Origin of the sequence: Luteimonas salinilitoris, from assembly GCF_041300785.1 — a bacterium.
In the GTDB taxonomy this organism is placed as follows: Bacteria; Pseudomonadota; Gammaproteobacteria; order Xanthomonadales; family Xanthomonadaceae; genus Luteimonas; species Luteimonas salinilitoris.
Window position 1 is genome coordinate 337,923 of sequence record NZ_JBFWIB010000002.1, and the last position, 18,337, is coordinate 356,259.

General features: G+C 69.5%; 13 protein-coding genes. 8 read left to right on the forward strand and 5 right to left on the reverse strand.

The features are described 5' to 3' along the window. Window positions 1–89 precede the first annotated feature (89 nt). Window positions 90–983 carry a ZIP family metal transporter gene (locus tag AB5T46_RS04825; RefSeq protein WP_370562722.1) on the forward strand — a complete coding sequence of 298 codons (894 nt, stop codon included), beginning with the start codon at window positions 90–92 and terminating at the stop codon, window positions 981–983. Between the two features lie 139 nt (window positions 984–1,122). Continuing rightward, entirely contained in the window at window positions 1,123–1,770 is a 648-nt protein-coding gene (locus tag AB5T46_RS04830; RefSeq protein ID WP_370562723.1) for a response regulator, read from the forward strand. 23 nt (window positions 1,771–1,793) lie between these two features. On the opposite strand, the gene AB5T46_RS04835 is transcribed toward AB5T46_RS04830, so the two are convergent. Continuing rightward, window positions 1,794–4,871 carry an Rne/Rng family ribonuclease gene (locus AB5T46_RS04835; RefSeq protein ID WP_370562724.1) on the reverse strand — a complete coding sequence of 1,026 codons (3,078 nt, stop codon included), beginning with the start codon at window positions 4,869–4,871 and terminating at the stop codon, window positions 1,794–1,796. Window positions 4,872–5,345: 474 nt separating this feature from the next. Between AB5T46_RS04835 and AB5T46_RS04840 the strand changes: the two genes are divergently transcribed. After that, window positions 5,346–6,308, forward strand: a complete 963-nt coding sequence (locus AB5T46_RS04840; RefSeq protein ID WP_370562725.1) for an RluA family pseudouridine synthase — start codon at window positions 5,346–5,348, stop codon at window positions 6,306–6,308. A gap of 66 nt (window positions 6,309–6,374) precedes the next feature. Here AB5T46_RS04840 and AB5T46_RS04845 read toward each other — a convergent pair whose 3' ends face one another. Continuing rightward, a complete protein-coding gene (locus tag AB5T46_RS04845; protein ID WP_370562726.1) occupies window positions 6,375–6,716 on the reverse strand; it encodes a 4a-hydroxytetrahydrobiopterin dehydratase in 342 nt (113 codons plus the stop codon). A 93-nt stretch (window positions 6,717–6,809) separates the two neighbouring features. Here AB5T46_RS04845 and AB5T46_RS04850 point away from each other — a divergent pair, with 93 nt between their 5' ends. Next, window positions 6,810–7,403: an NfuA family Fe-S biogenesis protein gene (locus AB5T46_RS04850; RefSeq protein WP_370562727.1), complete on the forward strand. Its 594-nt coding sequence runs from the start codon at window positions 6,810–6,812 to the stop codon at window positions 7,401–7,403. 16 nt (window positions 7,404–7,419) lie between these two features. After that, entirely contained in the window at window positions 7,420–9,048 is a 1,629-nt protein-coding gene (locus tag AB5T46_RS04855; RefSeq protein ID WP_370562728.1) for a hypothetical protein, read from the forward strand. Window positions 9,049–9,582: 534 nt separating this feature from the next. On the opposite strand, the gene AB5T46_RS04860 is transcribed toward AB5T46_RS04855, so the two are convergent. The 3 genes from AB5T46_RS04860 to AB5T46_RS04870 all read right to left on the reverse strand — a co-directional run bounded on the left by AB5T46_RS04860 (window position 9,583) and on the right by AB5T46_RS04870 (window position 10,582). Continuing rightward, complete coding sequence (locus tag AB5T46_RS04860; protein ID WP_370562729.1) at window positions 9,583–10,008, reverse strand: c-type cytochrome; 426 nt, start codon at window positions 10,006–10,008, stop codon at window positions 9,583–9,585. A gap of 11 nt (window positions 10,009–10,019) precedes the next feature. Further along, window positions 10,020–10,373 (reverse strand): c-type cytochrome, encoded by a 354-nt coding sequence (locus AB5T46_RS04865; RefSeq protein ID WP_370562730.1) that lies wholly within the window; start codon window positions 10,371–10,373, stop codon window positions 10,020–10,022. 80 nt (window positions 10,374–10,453) lie between these two features. Then, window positions 10,454–10,582, reverse strand: a complete 129-nt coding sequence (locus AB5T46_RS04870; protein WP_370562731.1) for a hypothetical protein — start codon at window positions 10,580–10,582, stop codon at window positions 10,454–10,456. A 28-nt stretch (window positions 10,583–10,610) separates the two neighbouring features. On the opposite strand from AB5T46_RS04870, the gene AB5T46_RS04875 reads away from it, so the two are divergent. Genes AB5T46_RS04875 through AB5T46_RS04885 form a run of 3 tightly spaced genes read left to right on the forward strand, consistent with a single transcriptional unit; the run spans window position 10,611 to window position 18,327 of the window. Next, complete coding sequence (locus AB5T46_RS04875) at window positions 10,611–11,735, forward strand: efflux RND transporter periplasmic adaptor subunit (RefSeq protein ID WP_370562732.1); 1,125 nt, start codon at window positions 10,611–10,613, stop codon at window positions 11,733–11,735. Then, window positions 11,732–15,253: an efflux RND transporter permease subunit gene (locus tag AB5T46_RS04880; RefSeq protein ID WP_370562733.1), complete on the forward strand. Its 3,522-nt coding sequence runs from the start codon at window positions 11,732–11,734 to the stop codon at window positions 15,251–15,253. Before AB5T46_RS04875 ends, AB5T46_RS04880 begins: the two co-directional genes overlap by 4 nt. After that, window positions 15,250–18,327: an efflux RND transporter permease subunit gene (locus AB5T46_RS04885; RefSeq protein WP_370562734.1), complete on the forward strand. Its 3,078-nt coding sequence runs from the start codon at window positions 15,250–15,252 to the stop codon at window positions 18,325–18,327. Before AB5T46_RS04880 ends, AB5T46_RS04885 begins: the two co-directional genes overlap by 4 nt. Window positions 18,328–18,337: the final 10 nt, after the last annotated feature.

Here is an 18,337-nt window from a genome sequence, read left to right on the forward strand (position 1 = left end):
GATGTCCCCGGTGCAGGATGTGCAGGAAGCCGCCAGTCTGCACGATCGCGACGTGCGCCGCGATGGCCGAATGATGCGATCATCCGTGCATGCACGCACCGCACCTGCCGCCGCCCGCCACGCTGCGACGACTGCTCGGTCTGGGCATCGTGGTGCTGGGTTTGTTCGCGATGCTGCAGTCGCTCTGGCGGATATTGCAGTCGCAGTATCCGGAGCCGGTGTTCGAGGCATTCCTGGCAGGTTCGATGGCGGCTGTCGCGACGGCGCTGGGTACGCTGCCGGTGTGGTTTTCGCAGCGCCTGTCCGACCGCGTGCTCGACAGCCTGTTCGGCTTCGGTGCCGGGGTGATGCTGGCGGCGGTGTCGTTCTCGTTGATCGTGCCGGGCATCGAGGTCGCGCGGGCCGAGGGCACCGGCCCCTGGGGCGCGGGCGCGATCGTCGGTGGCGGGATACTGCTCGGCGCCGCGGTGCTGCTGCTGGTCGAGCGCTGGGTGCCGCACGAGCACTTCATCAAGGGCGTCGAAGGCCAGCGTGCGCAGACGTTGCGCCGCAGCTGGCTGTTCGTGTTCGCGATCGTGCTGCACAACATTCCCGAGGGGCTGGCGATCGGCGTCGCCTACGCCGGATCGCATGCGGCGAACGCGGACACGCTGGCGACCGGCATCGCCATCCAGGACATCCCGGAAGGACTTGTGGTGTCGGTGGCGCTGATCGCCGCCGGGTACCGCCGCGCCACCGCGATCACCATCGGCATGCTGTCGGGTATCGTCGAGCCCATGGCGGCGGTGCTTGCGGCGATGGTGATCGGCGTTTCCAAGCTGCTGCTGCCCTGGGGGCTCGCGTTCGCGGCGGGCGCGATGCTGTTCGTCATCAGCCACGAGATCATTCCCGAATCCCACCGCAAGGGCCATGAGGCTTTCGCCACCGCCGGCCTGATGCTCGGGTTCGTGCTGATGCTGCTGCTGGATACCGCGCTGGTCTGAACCGGCGCGCGATACCGCCCCGGGCCGTGGCCCGCGACGATGCCCCGGGTCGGCGCGTGTATGCGATTACACGCTTGCGGGCGTGCGACGCTGGCGCTAGCCTCCAATGGGGATACCAGATCAAGGGGCAGGGACAGGGATGACCATCCGTATCTACATGGTGGACGATCATGCGCTCGTGCGTACGGGGATGCGCATGATCCTGGCGGGCGAATCCGACATCGAAGTGGTCGGCGAGGCCGAAAACGGCGAGACGGCACTGCCCGAGATCCGCAGGCTCAAGCCGGACGTGGTGCTGTGCGACCTGCATCTGCCCGGCGTCAGCGGGCTCGAGGTGACCGAGCGCATCGTCAAGGGCGACTACGGCCCGCGCGTGATCGTGGTGTCGGTGCTCGAGGACGGGCCGATGCCCAAGCGCCTGATCGAGGCCGGTGCGTCGGGCTATGTCGGCAAGGGCGGCGATGCCGGCGAACTGCTGCGGGCGGTGCGCTCGGTGTCGGCCGGCAAACGCTACCTGTCCAGCAGCATCGCGCAGAACCTGGCGCTGTCGGGACTCGACGGCGTCGACAGTCCGTTCGACATGCTGTCGGCGCGCGAGCTCGAGATCGCCATGCTGCTGATGCAGGGATTGCGGCAGGAGCAGATCGCCAAGCGGCTCAGCGTGAGCGCGAAGACGGTCAACACGCACAAGACGCGCATGTTCGACAAGTTGCAGATCAGCGACACGATCGCGCTGGCGCGGCTGGCCAGCCAATACGGATTGAGCGATCCCGCGCAGACGCTGTAGGCGCCTGCGCGGGACCTGCTGCGTCAGGCGCTGCGGAAGCGTTCGTCCCGGTCTGGCCTGGTTTCTTCCGCGGTTTCGTCTTCGTCCGACGCCTTCTCTTCCTGCTCGTCGCCTTTGCCGGCGAGGGCATCGGCGGCGGTTTCGGCCGGTTCCGGTGCGCCGCCGTCGAACAGCCCGGGCGTCCGCGCCGGCTCCGGCGATGCTGCCGGTTCGGCACTCTCCGCGGCGCGCTCGGATGCCCGATCGGCCGGGGCCGAAGTCACGGGCGCCGAGTGCTCGGTCGCGGGGGCGATGAACCGGGGCTCCTCTGCTGCAGCATCCGGTGTCGGCGGTGCCGACTCGGTGGTCTCCGGCGGCGCGGCAGGCGCGGGCGTCGGTGTTGGTGAAGCGGCGACCGGCGGTGCAGCGGAGGCGGTTGCCTCGGCACCGGATTCCGTCGCTTCCGGAGCCGCTTCGGCGGAGGGCGCTTCGCGATCCTCCACCGCCGCCGGCGCGCTCATGACCGATGCGGGCTGCGACGCCCGCTCGCCTTGCGCGCTGCCGGATGCAGGAGGAGCCGTGGGCGCATTCGTGGCGGGTGCGCTTTCCGGCGACGGCGCGGCTTCCGGCTCCACGGCGGAACCTGCGACCGCGGCGACGCTCGGCGCGGCTTCTTCAGGTTTGCGCGCCGACGGTGGCCTCGACTTCGGCATGTCGTCGAAATCGAATTCCGGCTGGCTATTGTCGACTTCCGCCACAGGATCCGAGGGATCCGAGCCGGCCTCGTCGATGTCGGCCGCAGCCGACTCGGCATCGCCGCCGCCACGACGACGGCGACGACCACCGCGACGTCCGCGACGACGACGGCCGCCGGCTTCGCCGCCGGCCTGGGTTCCTTCCTCGCCGGGCGCGGTGCCGGCGGTCGCCTTGTCCTCGGACCCGGAGTCTTCCTTCGCAGCCGGTGCCGCGGCCGACGGAACCTCGTCACGGATCGCTTCGGAAGGCGCAGATGGCTTCGCCGCGGTGGCGACGGTCTCCTCGTGCTCCTTGTGGACGGGGTCGACAGCGGCTTCTTCGGCTGCCGCGGCATCGCGGCGCGATTCGCCGCGGCCCTGTCCCTTGCCGCCCTGGCGCCTGGGCTGCCGCTGCGCCTTCGGTTCCTGCTTCTGCGACGCGGCCTGGCCCTTGTCGGCCGGCTTGTCGGCCTCCGGCTTCTCCTCGCGCGCCTGCTTGGCGTCCTGCTTCTGGCCGCGCCGCGGCTCGTCGCGGCGCTTGCCGTCGCGACCCTGCCGACCGCCGCCGCGACGTTGTCCGGAACGCTCGCCGCGCTCGGCCTGGTCGCCGCGGCTGCCGCGCGAAGACGATCGCTGCGGCGCCGGCGCGGCCGTTTCGGTCGCCGGCTGCGCCGCGAAAACGCTCTTGAGCCAGGCCATGAACCCGCCGCTCGCGGGGGCCACGGCGGGTGCCGGCGCCACGGACGCGACCGGCGCCGGTTCCTCGCGCGGTTCGCGAACCGGAGCGGGCTGGGCGGGGTGCACGTTGGTCACCGCGGCGGGTGGCGGCACGTTGAGGTTGGATTTGCTCAGCGCGATCGTCGCCAGCCTCCGCGGCGTGCCGCGCTGGTAGCTGGGCTTGCTGGATTCCTCGCCGAGTTCGTTTTCGCGGATGCGAGTGACTTCGTAGTGCGGGGTCTGCAGCTGGTCGTCGGCGACGATCACGATCGGCGCGTCGTGGCGGCCTTCGATCTCGGCCAGCGCGCGGCGCTTTTCGTTGAGCAGGTAGTTGGCGATCTCGGTCGGCGCCTGCACCAGCACCTGGCCGGTGTTGTCCTTCATCGCGTGCTCCTCGGCCACGCGCAGGATCGACAGCGACAGCGACTCGATGCTGCGCATGCGGCCGTGGCCCTCGCAGCGCGGGCAGACGATCTGGCTGGATTCGCCCAGGCTGGCGCGCAGGCGCTGCCGCGACATCTCCATCAGGCCGAACTTGGAGATCCGGCCCAGCTGCACGCGCGCGCGATCGTGCTTGAGCGCGTTCTGCAGCCGATTCTCGACCTCGCGCTGGTGCTTGTTCGACGACATGTCGATGAAGTCGATCACCACCAGTCCGCCGAGATCGCGCAGGCGCAGCTGACGGGCGACCTCGTCGGCGGCCTCGAGGTTGGTGTGGAACGCGGTCTCCTCGATGTCGCCGCCCTTGGTGGCGCGCGCCGAGTTGACGTCGACCGCGGTCAGCGCCTCGGTCTGGTCGATCACCAGCGCGCCGCCGGACGGCAGGCGGATGGTGCGCTCGTAGGCGTTTTCGATCTGCGACTCGATCTGGAAGCGGTTGAACAGCGGGACGTCGTCGGTGTAGTGCTTGAGCTTGCGCAGGTTGTGCGGCATCACCTGCTCGACGAACTCGCGGGCCTCGTCGTACATCTTGTCGTCGTCGACCAAGATCTCGCCGATGTCGGCGCGCATGTAGTCGCGCAGGGCGCGGGTGATCAGGCGCGACTCCTGGTAGATCAGGAACGGCGACGGCTTGCCCAGCGCCGCCTCGGCGATCGCGCGCCAGATGCTGAGCAGGTAATCGAGGTCCCACTGCAGCTCCTCGGCATCGCGGCCGACGCCGGCGGTGCGGATGATCACCCCCATCTCGTCGGGGATGTTCAGCTTGTCCATCGCCTCCTTGAGCGCGGCGCGGTCGTCGCCCTCGATCCGGCGCGAGACGCCGCCGGCGGTGGGCGAGTTCGGCATCAGCACCATGTAGCGGCCGGCCAGCGAGATGAACGTGGTCAGGGCGGCGCCCTTGTTGCCGCGCTCCTCCTTCTCGACCTGGACCACGACCTCCTGGCCCTCGCGCAGCAGCTCCTTGATCCCGGCGTTGCGGTGGTCGGCGCCGGCCTGGTAGTAGTCGCGGGAGATTTCCTTCAACGGCAGGAAGCCGTGGCGCTCGGCGCCGTACTCGACGAAGGCCGCTTCCAGTGAAGGCTCGAGCCGGGTGATGCGGCCCTTGTAGATGTTGGACTTCTTCTGTTCCTGCGACGGCTGCTCGATGTCGATGTCGTAGAGCGTCTGGCCGTCGACGATGGCGACGCGCAGTTCTTCTGCCTGCGTCGCATTGATCAGCATGCGTTTCATGATGCGTTCCTCGCGCGCTGCTACCGCGCGGAACGCCGTGGGCGTTTCGCCTCTGGAGACTGCCAACTGCGCCAGCGGACCCTTGCGGGTCCTCGGCAGGGCGATGGACCGCCCCGCGCCGCGGCGCGGCTTCAGGTTTTCCAGCGCTGCAACACCACGGCACGCCGCGGGAGCGCTTTTGTTCTCAATTCAATCTGTTGCAGGGCCGGCGGCGGCTTTCGGCGTTGGCGTGAGCGCCGCGCGGGACATGTTCAACTCCGAACCCCGGAGGGACCGGGCGATGGCCGGGACTGCCGCTGAGCCGCTAACATGTCCGCCCCGGGGGCGGTGGCCGCGCGCTGCATCGGGATCGCGGGAGGTGGGCTTTCGGCCCGGTTTGTCCGGTTGCATGCCGCCCAAGGCGGCGTGCGGGACAACTCCCTGCGAAATCAGACCCTTATCTCGCGCGGTGAGTGTAGCAGATCAAAACCGCCCATGACCCATTCAGATTCCCCGGCACCCCGATCCGGCGGTGCCCGCACCGTGCAGGTGCCGGCCGACCGCGCCGGCCAGCGGCTCGACAACTTCCTGCTCGGCCAGCTCAAGGGGGCGCCGCGCAGCCTGGTGTACAAGCTGGTCCGCTCCGGCCAGGTGCGGGTCAACGGCGGCCGCGCCAAGGCCGAGCGCAAGCTCGAGGACGGCGACGCAGTCCGCATTCCGCCGGTGCGCCTGGAGGATCCGGCACAGCGGGGCAGCCCGGCGAAGGGCCTGCTGGCCGCGGTCGAGGCCGCGATCGTATTCGAGGACGCGCGCCTGCTGGCGCTGAACAAACCGGTCGGGCTGGCGAGCCATGGCGGCAGCGGGATCAGTTTCGGCGCCATCGAGACCCTGCGCGCGCTGCGGCCCGACGCGACCCTGGAACTGGTGCATCGCCTCGATCGCGACACCTCCGGGCTGCTGCTGGTGGCGAAGAAGCGCTCGGCGCTGACCGAGCTGCAGGCGCTGATGCGCGCCGACGCCGGCATCGCCAAGCGCTACCTGGCGCTGCTGGTCGGGCGCATGCCCGACGGCGTGATGAGCGTCGACGCGCCGCTGCACGTCGGCCTGCGCCAGGGCGGCGAGCGCCATGTGCAGGTCAACGCCGCCGGCAAGCCTTCGCTGAGCCATTTCAAGGTGCTCGAGCGCCGCGGCGGCCATTCCTGGTGCGAGGTCCGGATCGCCACCGGACGCACCCACCAGATCCGCGCCCATGCCCAGCACATTGGCCATCCGGTCGCCGGCGACGACAAGTACGGCGACGCCGAGGTGAACCGCCGCCTGCGCGAGCGGACCGGAATGCGGCGGATGTGCCTGCATGCGGCGTCGCTGGAGTTCGCGCTCGACCAGGGGCGTGCGCCGTACGTGCTGCATGCGCCACTGCCGCCGGACCTCACGGCCGTGCTCGACGCCCTCGTCTAGGGCGCGACGAAGCCACGACGGCGATGGCGTGTCGCCGCATTCGCGACCACTGGCGACGGCGGATCGTCAGCGCAGCAACGCGTCGGCCTTGGCCGCGCAGATGAAGTCGTTCTCGGACAGGCCGCCGACGTCGTGTGTGGAGTAGCGCACCACGCAGCGGTCGTAGTGCACGCCCAGGTCGGGGTGGTGGTCCTCGCGGTGCGCGATCCAGGCCAGCGCGTTCACGAACGCCATGGTGCGGTGGTAGTCGTCGAAGCGGAAGGCGCGGGTCAGCGCGCGCCCGTCCTCGGCCAAATCCCACTCCGGCACCTCCGGCAGCAGCTCGCGGATGCGGGCCTCGTTGAGCCGGTGTTCGCTGCCTTTGCGCGGCACGCAGCGGGCCTGGTCGAGGGGAACGAGGTCGGACATGGGCGGTTTCCTGGCAGAACGTCAGTCGAACGGCGGGCATTCTCGCGCGGCCGGCGTTCGAAAAGCGTGAGGCGGGGCGGCTAGAATACGGGAATGATAGAGATTTCAGACAATGCGCAGACCCACTTCCGCAAGCTGATCGAGCGCGAGGCGCTGCCCGGCCTCGGCGTGCGGCTGGCGGCGATCCACCCCGGCACCGCACGCGCCGACGTGCGCCTCGAGTTCGCCGAGCCCGGCGAACTGCAGGGCGACGAGTGGGCGATCGATTGCGAGGGCTTCACCCTGTGGCTGGACGCGGACAGCGTGAAGTTCCTCGACGGCGCCCAGATCGACTACACCGCCCAGGCCACCGGCGGGCAGCTGCAGATCCGCGCGCCGAAGATCAAGGGCGAGACGCCGGACGCGTCGGCGTCGCTGGTCGAGCGGGTGCGCTGGCTGGTGGAATTCGAGATCAACCCGCAACTGGCACAGCATGGCGGTCACGTGTCGGTGGTCGAGGTGACCGCAGAGGGCGTGGTGGTGCTGCGTTTCGGCGGCGGCTGCCACGGCTGCGGACTGGCCGACGTCACCCTCAAGCAGGGAATCGAGAAGACGTTGATGGAGAAGGTGCCCGGCGTGACCGCGGTGCGCGACGTGACCGATCACGACACCGGCACGGCGCCCTACGTTCCGCGCGACGCGGCCTGAGCGGACACCGGCGCGAGTGTTCACCTCCGCCGACCTGATCGAAGCGCTGCGCCGGCGCATGCGCCGCTCGATCAGGCCGCCGGCGCCGAGCGGCGAGTTCCCGCCGGCCTGGCAGGCCTGGTTCGAATCGATGCGTGCCAGGGCCGGTGCGGTGACCGGCGCGCCCGCCGCGGCGGTCGTCGCGATCATGCTGCAGCGCGAGCCGGCGCCGCCGGCGGCCTGGGTGCAGTTGAACCGGTGGCAGGCGTTCACCGCGCTGTGGCGCCAGCAGTGGCATCCGGCCAGCGAGGACGAGCGCTGGCTGCGCGTCTCGGCGACGGTGCTCAGCCTGGTGCTCCACATCGTATTCGTGGTGCTGCTGGTGTGGCTGATGCACGCGCGCTTCATGCTGATGCCGCAGCCGGCGCAGCGCGGCGAGCATGTGGTGGAGGTGGAATTCATCGGCGAGGGCACGCCGGAGGAGGAGGGCGGTGGTCCGCCGCAGAACGCGCAGGTCGTCGAGGACGCCGAGCGCGCCGCCTCGCCCGCGCCGGTCGAGCCGCCGCCGCCGCGGCCGTCGTCGGAGCCGTTGCTGCCTCCGCCATCCGTCACGCGCCCCGAGCCGACACCGCCGTTGCCTTCGCCGCCGCCGGTCGAACAGCCGCTGGCGGTCACCGAGACCCCGCAGCCGGACACGCGCTTCGTGGTACCGCCGCCACGCTCACCGGAACTGGCGCAACCGCGGATCGAGATGCCGGAGGTGCCGGTGCGCAGCCGCGACATCGAGGTGGTGGAGATCCCGGACCTGCCGACGCCACGGACGCGCGCGCTGCCGCAGGCGCCGGTCGAGGTGCCCGATCTCGAGCAACCGCCGATAGACGTGGTCGAGCGCGAGATCGCCGCACCGCTGCCGCGCGTGCGCATGCCGGAACTGGAGGCGCCGGCGGTCGCGGCGCCGGATCTGCAGCGCGAATCGCAACAGATCCGCACGCGCGAGATTCCGCTGCGGTCCGTGGCGGACGAGCGCGCGTCCGATGCGGCGGAGCAGTCCACGGCCGCCGCCGGGCAACGTGTCGAAGAGGGCACGACATCGGCCCCGTCCACCGCGTCCGAGACGGCCGGCGGTACCCGGCCGGCGGCGCCCGCGGCGGGCAGCGGCGCGGCGCAGACGCCGGCACCGGGGGCGTGGCAGACCCCGCGGCGCGGCGACGACTGGGGCGACTCCACGCGCGAACAGCCGGGTGGGCAGCAGGGAACGTCCAGCCTGTTCAATGCCGACGGCAGCCCGCGACTGCCGGACGGGACGGCGCCGGTGGGAGGCGGGTTGCCGCCGGGCACGATCACCGAGGATTTCGAGAAGATCGACCGCATGGGCACCTGGCTCAAGCGTCCGCCTACCGATTACGAGCCGACCAGCTTCGACCGCTTCTGGGTGCCGAACGAAACGCTGCTCGAAGAATGGGTCCGGCGCAGCATCAAGACCGTGCTGATCCCGATCCCCGGCACCACCAAGAGCATCCGCTGCGACGTCATCACCCTCGCGCTGGCGGGCGGCTGCAGCATCACCGATCCCAACATGCAGGACGTGGAGGCCGAGGCACGGCCGCCGCCCGACGTGCCGTTCAAGCGCGAGCTGTTCGAGGACCAGGAGAGCCTGGACGACTGAGCGCAGTAGTGACTTGCTCCGCTTCCACGGCATCGGGATCGGAATTGCTGCACGGGATTTGTTTCAGTCGGGTTTTGGAAGAGTTGTGTACGGGCTTCGGAGGGACGCCGCGTCCTGGCGGCCGGGGGATCGCTTTTCCCTCGGTCAGGGCATCCTGCCCTGACTCGGGCGCGCCATCCCTGGCGCGCTTGCCGCGATCCCCCAGCTGCAAGGGCGCGGCTGACGGGAGGGTGATTTCTCTTACCGAAGATCCGATGGCAAAGCGCCTGTTAGGCGACGGCCGGCCGGCAGGGGAGTGCGGAGCAGCGGGCCATGGATGGCCCGCGCCCCGCATAAAGACAGGAGGTCGTCTGCGGGGCGGAGCACTCCCCTGCCGGCCGGCCGTCGCCGGGCTGCCGAAGCCCGGAACCGAACGTTCTTCGAGACACCCGTGCCACCTGGCAGGGCATGACGAATCCCACGTAGGTCGGGAAGTGCCAAAAAAAACGGAGCCCTGCGGCTCCGTTCTTTTTGCAGCGCTGCGGCGAGCGTTGGCTAGTGCGCGCCGCTCAGGTCGCGGATCTGGGCCGGGCGCGAGCCGAAGTAGGCGGCGAGATCGGCAATCTGCTGGTCGGTCAGGCCCTGGGCCTGGTTCGACATCAGCGCGTGCTCGCGGTTGCCGTTGCGATACTCCTGCAGCGCATGGGCCAGATAGTCCGTGTGCTGGCCGCCGAGCTTGGGATAGGTCGCGTCCAGCGGGTCGTTGCCCTCGGCACCGTGGCAGTCGATGCAGGACTGGCCGGTGGCCTCGCCCTTGGTGTTGGCCTGCTTTTCGCCGGCCTCGATTTGGCCCTTGGGCAGGCCGGCGGAGGACGAGCGCTGCTCGGCGTTCGAATCGTGGCCCTCGTCGCCGGAACAGGCGGCGAGCGCCGCGCACGCGGCAAGAACGGACACGAAAAGGCAATGCTTGGCGTTGATCATGGCGGCGCGGCTCACGGGTTCAGGCTGGACAGGAACGCCGCGATATCGGCGATGTCCTGGTCGGAAAAGCTGCTGGCCTGGGCTTGCATGGTCGGATGCCGGCGCGTGCCGCGCTTGTATTCGGTCAGGGCGTTGATCAGGTATTCCTGCGACTGGCCGCCGATCTTCGGCACCCGGTAGTTCGGGTAGGCGTTCACGTAGTTGGCGACGCCGTGGCAGCCCTGGCAGGTGTAGGTGAGCATGCGACCGTTTTCGGCGGAGCCGGCGTCGGTCGCCTCGGGCGCGGCGACGGACTCCTGGGCGAGGGCCGCGAACGGAAGCGCGGCGAGGGCGATGCAGGCAGCGAGTTGCAGCGGTCGCGTCATGTGGGGTTCCGCAATCCTGGTGGCTGAATGGAGCTTGGCTTGTAACCGGAAGATCGCGCGCGGACATCCCCGGCGCGCGATCACGACAGTATAGCCTGCCGTCGGATCGCGACCAATCTCGCACGACAGACGACGACGACGGCCGCAGACTGGTCGCCGGTCACCATGACCTTCGGCGGATGGTCGACGATGGGATTGGTGATATACATGACTACAACACCTAATGGGGTCCTTCGAATGCGCTCGAACACTTGGATTGCAGGCCGTCGGCGATGGCTGGCATTGTTGCTGCTCGCCGGTCTTGCGCCGTTGGCTGGTTGCGGTCGCGACGGGGAAGCGCAGGCCAAGGAAGGGGAGGGTGCGCAAGTGCAGGCGGTGCCGGTGGAGACCGCTGCCGCCGCCAGGCGCACCGTCGCCGCCAGCTATACCGGCACCGCGTCGCTGGAGCCGCTGGCCGAGGCGCAGGTGGTCGCCAAGACCTCCGGCGTCGCCCTGCAGGTGCTGGTGCAGGAGGGGCAGGCGGTCAAGGCCGGCCAGACCCTGGTGCGGCTCGATCCGGACCGTGCCCGCCTCAATCTCGCCCAGATCGAGGCGCGCAAGCGCAAGCTGGAGAACAGCTTCCGGCGTTCGGATCAGTTGGCCGCGCAGCAGTTGATCAGCGCCGGCGACCACGACCAGCTGCGCTACGACCTGGAGGAGGCGCGCGCCGCCTACCGGCTGGCGGCGCTGGAACTGTCCTACACCAACGTGATCGCGCCGATTTCCGGCGTGATCGCCTCGCGCTCGATCAAGACCGGAAACTTCGTGCAGATCAACTCGCCGATCCTGCGCATCGTCGACAACTCGCGCCTGGAAACCACGCTCAACGTGCCCGAACGCGAACTGGCGACGCTCGAGGCCGGCCAGCCCGTGCACATGCAGGTCGACGCATTGCCGGGTATGACGTTCGAGGGGCGCGTGGATCGCATCGCGCCGGTGATCGATGCGGGTAGCGGCACGTTCCGCGTGATCTGTGCCTTCGAGGGCGGCGGTTCGCTGCAGCCGGGCATGTTCGGCCGCATCCGCATCGACTACGACCACCGCGCCGACGCCATGACGATTCCGCGCCAGGCGCTGCTCGACGACGAAGGCGAGGCCGCGGTCTACGTGGTCCGGGACGGCAAGGCGGTACGGACCGCGATCGAAACCGGTTACGCCGACGGCGCCTTCGTCGAGGTGCGCAAGGGCCTGGACGAAGGCGATGCGGTGGTCACCGCCGGCAAGGCCGCGTTGCGCGACGGCAGCGACGTGCAGGTGATCGGAGCGCCCGCCGCGGCGGTGGCATCTGCCACTGCCGCAGCGACCGACGGCGACAAGCAATGAGCGCCCCGGTCGGGGGCCCGCACGGCACGCCGCCCGGCGGCGTCGCGGCGGTTGCGCGTGGCGGCGTGATCGAGTTTTCCACCCGCCGCCGGGTCACGGTGGCGATGGTGACGATCAGCTTCCTGCTGTTCGGACTGATCGCGCTCGGCGACCTCAAGGTCAATCTTCTGCCGGACCTCAGCTATCCGACGCTGACGGTCCGCACCGAGTACACCGGCGCGGCGCCGACGGAGATCGAGACGCTGATCAGCGAGCCGGTCGAAGAGGCACTGGGCGTGGTCAAGGGCCTGCGCAAGCTCAAATCGGTTTCGCGCACCGGCCAGAGCGACGTCGTGCTCGAGTTCGCCTGGGGCACCGACATGGACCAGGCCAGCCTGGAGGTGCGCGACAAGCTGGAAACGCTGGAGCTGCCGTTCGAGGTGCGGGCGCCGGTGCTGCTGCGCTTCAATCCGTCGACCGAGCCGATCCTGCGCATCGCGCTGAGCGCGAAGGGCGAGGGCGACGAGATCCGGCAGCTGACCGAACTGCGCCGCTACGCCGACGACGACCTGAAGAAGAAGCTCGAGCCGGTGCCGGGCGTGGCGGCGGTGAAGGTCGGCGGCGGGCTCGAGGACGAGGTCCAGGTCGAACTCGACCTGCAGCAGCTCGCGCGCATCGGGCTGCCGATCGAGAACGTGATCGAGCGCCTGCAGCAGGAGAACGTCAACCTGTCCGGCGGACGGCTGGAGCAGGGCACGCAGCGCTACCTGGTGCGTACCGTCAACCAGTTCGCCAGCGTGGACGAGATCCGCGGGATGCTGGTGGCCACGCAGGCCGGCGCCAGCGAAGGCGAGGGGGCCGCGGACGTGGCGCGCATCGCCGCCGCCAGCGGCAATGCACAGGTGCTGGCGGCGGCGATGTCGGCACAGAACGCCGCGGCCGTCGCCGACCGCGCGGTGGCGGAAGGAAAGCCGGTGCGGTTGCGCGACGTGGCGGAGGTGCATCAGGGCTACAAGGAGCGCGAGGCGATCATCCGCCTGGCCGGCCGCGAAGCGGTGGAACTGGCGATCTACAAGGAAGGCGACGCCAATACGGTCGCCACCGCGGACGCGGTGCATGCGCGGCTGGCGCAGATCCGCGAGCAGATCCCGCCCGACATGGACCTGACCGTGATCGACGACCAGTCCAAGTTCATCCGCGCGGCGATCTCCGACGTCAAGGTGGACGCGGTGCTGGGCGCCTCGCTGGCGGTCCTGATCATCTTCCTGTTCCTGCGCAGCGGCTGGAGCACGTTCGTGGTCGGCCTGTCGCTGCCGGTGTCGATCGTCACCACGTTCTTCTTCATGGACCAGTTCGGGCTCGGCCTCAACGTGATGTCGCTCAGCGGCCTGGCGCTGGCGACCGGCCTGGTGGTGGACGATTCGATCGTGGTGCTGGAAAGCATCGCCAAGGCGCGCGAGCGCGGCCTGGGCATCCTCGAGTCCGCGATCGAGGGCGCGCGCGAGGTCGGCATGGCGGTCGTCGCCTCGACCCTGACCATCATCGCGGTGTTCCTGCCGCTGGTGTTCGTCGACGGCATCGCCGGGCAGCTGTTCCGCGACCAGGCGATGACGGTGGCGCTGGCGGTGGGCATCTCGCTGATCGTGTCGATGACCCTGATCCCGATGCTCAGCGCGCTCAAGGGCCGGGCGCCGATGGCGTTCCCGGACGAGCCCGCGCATCCGCAATGGCGGCCGCAGCGCGCCTGGCAGAAGCCGGTAGCCGCCACCGGGCGCGGCATCGGTGCCGGCGTGCGTGGCGTGGCGTTCGGCGTCGCCTGGCTGCTGGTGCGCCTGTGGCGCGGGCTGGTGGCGCTGGTGTCGCCGGTCATGCGCAAGGCCAGCGACCTCGCGATGGCGCCCTACGGGCGCGCCGAGCGCCATTACCTGCAGGTGCTGCCGGGTGCGCTGCGGCGTCCCGGCCTGGTGCTGGCGATCGCCGCTGCCGTATTCGCGGCCAGCCTGCTGGCGCTGCCATTGCTCGGGACCGACCTGATCCCGCAACTGGCGCAGGACCGTTTCGAGATGACGGTGAAGCTGCCGCCGGGCACGCCGCTGCGCGAGACCGACCGGGTGGTGCGCGAGGTGCAGGCCGCGCATGCAGACGAGGACGGCATCGCCGCGCTGTTCGGCGTGAGCGGCAGCGGCACGCGCCTGGACGCCAACCCGACCGAGAGCGGCGAGAACATCGGCAAGCTGAGCGTGGTGATGGCCGACGGCGGCAGCCGCCGGCTCGAGGCGGAGCTCACCGAACGCCTGCGCGCGACGATGGCGCGCTACCCGGGCGCGCAGGTGGACTTCAGCCGGCCGGCGTTGTTCAGCTTCTCGACACCGCTGGAAATCGAGCTGCGTGGACAGAACCTGGACGCGCTGGCCGCCGCCGGGCAGCGCATGGCACGGCTGCTGCGCGACAATCCCAACTATGCCGACGTCAAGTCGACGGTGGAGCAGGGCGCGCCCGAGGTGCAGATCCTGTTCGACCAGGCGCGCGCCGGCGCGCTCGGCCTGACCACGCGCGAGATCGCCGATGCGGTGGTGCGCGCGGTGCGCGGCGAGGTCGCCACGCGCTACAACTTCCGCGACCGCAAGATCGACGTGCTGGTCCGCGCGCGCGAGGGCGAGCGCGATTCGGTCGAGCGCATCCGCAACCTGGTCGTCAATCCCGCCGCGGCGCGTCCCGTGCGGCTGTCGGCGGTGGCCGACGTGGTCGCCACCACCGGTCCCAGCGAGATCCATCGCGCCGACCAGGTGCGCGTTGCCGTGGTATCGGCCAACCTGCGCGGCGTGGACCTCGGTACGGCGGTCGACGACGTGCGGCGGATGGTGGCCGAGGACACGCAGTCCGGACGCGGCCTCGGTACCGGCATCAGCCTGCACATCGGCGGCCAGGGCGAGGAGCTGGCCGAGTCGGTGCGCTCGCTGCTGTTCGCGTTCGGGCTGGCGATCTTCCTGGTCTACCTGGTGATGGCGTCGCAGTTCGAGTCGCTGCTGCACCCGTTCGTGATCCTGTTCACCGTGCCGCTGGCGCTGGTCGGCGCGGTGCTGGCGCTGCTGGTGACCGGCAACACCATCTCGGTGGTGGTGTTCATCGGCCTGATCCTGATGGTCGGCCTGGTGGTCAAGAACGCGATCATCCTGATCGACAAGGTCAACCAGCTGCGCGAGGCCGGCGTGGCCAAGCGCGAGGCGCTGGTCGAGGGTGCTCGCTCGCGCCTGCGCCCGATCGCCATGACCACGCTGTGCACGCTGTTCGGGTTCCTGCCGCTGGCGCTGGCGTTCGGCGAGGGCGCCGAGGTGCGCTCGCCGATGGCGATCACGGTGATCGGCGGCCTGCTGGTCTCCACGCTGCTGACCTTGCTGGTGATCCCCGTGGTCTACGACCTGCTGGACCGGCGCGGAGACGCGCATTACGTCGAGCGCGGGCGTCTCGCGCGGGCGCGGATCACCTCCCGGGGCGAGGCCGGTGAAGGCTTCGACGAACGCGGAGCCGAGCACGCATGAGCATCGCCGAGCTCAGCCTGAAACGGCCGGTCACCACGGTGATGCTGTTCCTGTCGCTGTGCGTGGTCGGACTGATCGCGTCGTTCCGGCTGCCGCTGGAGGCGTTGCCCGACGTGTCGGCGCCGTTCCTGTTCGTGCAGTTGCCGTACACGGGATCCACGCCGGAGGAGGTGGAGCAGAACGTGCTGCGGCCGGTGGAGGAGGCGTTGGCGACGATGAACGGCATCAAGCGCATGCGCGCCAATGCCACCGCCGACGGCGCCTTCGTGTTCATCGAGTTCTCCGACTGGGATCGCGACATCGCCGTCACCGCTTCCGATGCGCGTGAGCGCATCGACGCGATCCGCGATGACCTGCCCGACGACTTCCGCCGCTACTTCGTCAGGAAGTTCTCCACCAGTGACGAGCCGGTGCTGCGCGTGCGACTGGCCGACGAGACCGACCTGACCGGCGCCTACGACCTGATCGACCGCCAGCTCAAGCGGCGCGTGGAGCGGGTGCCGGGCGTGGCCCGGGTCGAGATCAGCGGTGCGCCGCCGAACGAGGTCGAGATCGCGATCGATCCGGACCGGCTGACCGCGCACGGCCTGGAGTTGAACGCACTGGCCGAGCGACTGCAGGCGGTCAACTTTTCCATCTCGGCGGGACTGATCGAGGACGGCGGAAGACGGCTGCGGGTGCAGCCGATCGGCGAGATCGCCGACCTTCAGCAGTTGCGCGACCTGTCGTTGAACGAGAAGGGCCTGCGCCTGGGCGACGTGGCCGAGGTGCATTTCCGGCCCGCGCGCATGGACTACGGCCGCCGGCTCGACGGCCGCTCCGCGGTCGGGCTCGACATCTTCAAGGAACGCGATGCCAATCTGGTGGAGGTCTCGCAGGCTGCGCTGGCCGAGATCGACGCGGCCCGCGGCGAACCCGGGTTGCGCGGAATCGAGGTCAAGGTCATCCAGAACCTGGGCGACGAGGTCACCGACTCGTTGCTGGAGCTGGCCGAGGCCGGCGCGATCGGCCTGATCCTGTCGATCGCGGTGCTGTTCTTCTTCCTGCGCCACTGGCCGTCGACGCTGATGGTGACCCTGGCGATCCCGATCTGCTTCATCATGACGCTGGGTTTCATGCACTTCTTCGGCGTCACCCTCAACGTGCTGACCCTGATGGGCCTGCTGCTGGCGGTCGGCATGCTGGTCGACAACGCGGTCGTCGTGGTGGAGAGCATCTACCAGGAGCGCGAACGTTATCCCGACCGCCCATGGTATGCGTCCATCGTCGGCACCCGGCACGTCGCCATCGCGCTGTCGGCCGGCACCCTGTGCCACTGCATCGTGTTCCTGCCCAACCTGCTGGGCGAGACCAACAACATCAGCATCTTCATGGCGCAGATCGCGATCACCATCTCGGTGTCGCTGCTGGCCTCGTGGCTGGTCGCGGTCAGCCTGATCCCGATGCTGTCCGCGCGCCTGAAGACGCCGCCCACCGTCAGCAAGCCGGGCGGGCTGATCCCGCGCATGCAGCAGCGCTACGCCGGGATGCTGCGCTGGACGCTGGAACACCGCGGCTGGAGCGTGGCCGGCATCGTGCTGATCGTCGCCGTGAGCGTGGTGCCGATGAAGCTGACCAGGTTCGACATGTTCGGCGGCGGCAGCGCCGGTGAACTGCAGCTCTATTACCAGTGGAAGGGAAGCTACACCAAGGCGCAGATGTCCGAGGAGGTCGCGCGGGTCGAGAATTTCCTCGACGAACGCCGCGAAGAGTTCCGGATCACCCAGATCTATTCCTGGTTCAGCGAGCAGGGCGGGGCCGGGACGATGCTCACCTTGGACGATACGGTCAAGGACACCCGCCCCGTGGGCGAGGCGATCAGCAAGGCATTGCCGAAGTCCGCGCGCGCGGAGATCGGGATCGACGGCGGCGGCGATGGCGGCGACGGCGGAATGGGCCAGAACATCCAGGTGCAACTGGTCGGCGACAGCGCGCAGATGCTGCGCGCGCTCGGCGACGACGTCGTGCCGATCCTGGAGCAGCGCCCCGAGCTGCGCGACGTGCGCGTCGATATCGGCGACCACAACGACGAGTTGACCGTACGCGTCGACCGCGAGCGCGCCGCGGCGTTCGGCTTCAGCGCCGAACAGGTGTCGACCTTCGTCGGCCTGGCCCTGCGCGGCAGCCAGCTGCGCGAATACCGCCGCGGCGAGAGCGAAGTGCCGGTGTGGGTGCGTTTTGCCGGCGCCGAAAACTACGGCGCAGAGGACATCGCCACCTTCATGGTGCGCTCGCCCGACGGACGTAGCGTGCCATTGCTGGCGATGGTGGATATTGGCGTGGTGCCTTCCGCGAACCGCATCAGCCGGACCGATCGCCAGACGACGTTGGCGATCAAGGCCAACCTGGATGGCGAAACCACGATGCCGGACGCGCGCAAGGCGATGGAGCAGACGCTGGAGACGCTCGCGTTCCCGGCCGGCTACGGCTACAGCTTCTCCGGCAGCGGCTTCGAGGAGGACGAGCAGGCGATGCAGCAGATGTTGTTCAACCTGGTGCTGGCGCTGGTGATGATCTACGTGGTGATGGCGGCGGTGTTCGAGTCGCTGCTGTTCCCTTCGGCGATCATGAGCTGCGTGCTGTTCTCGATCTTCGGCGTGTTCTGGCTGTTCTGGATCACCGGTACCTCGTTCACCATCATGGCCTTCATCGGCATCCTGGTGCTGATGGGCGTGGTGGTGAACAACGGCATCGTCATGGTCGAGCACATCAACAACCTGCGCCGCCGCGGCATGAGCCGCACCGACGCGCTGGTCGAGGGCAGCCGCGAGCGCCTGCGCCCGATCCTGATGACGATGGGGACCGCGATCCTGGCGATGGTGCCGATCTCGCTCAGCAACACGGTGGTGCTGGGCGGCCTGGCGTACTCGCCGATGGCGCGCGCGGTCGCCGGCGGGCTGGCGTTCTCGACCGTGGTCAGCCTGCTGTTCCTGCCGACGATCTACGCGATCCTCGACGATTTCAGCAACGGCACGGCGCGTCTCGCGCAGCGGGCGCGCGGCGCCGGTGGAAAGATCGCCACGGCCCGCGCGTGAACCGCTCTAC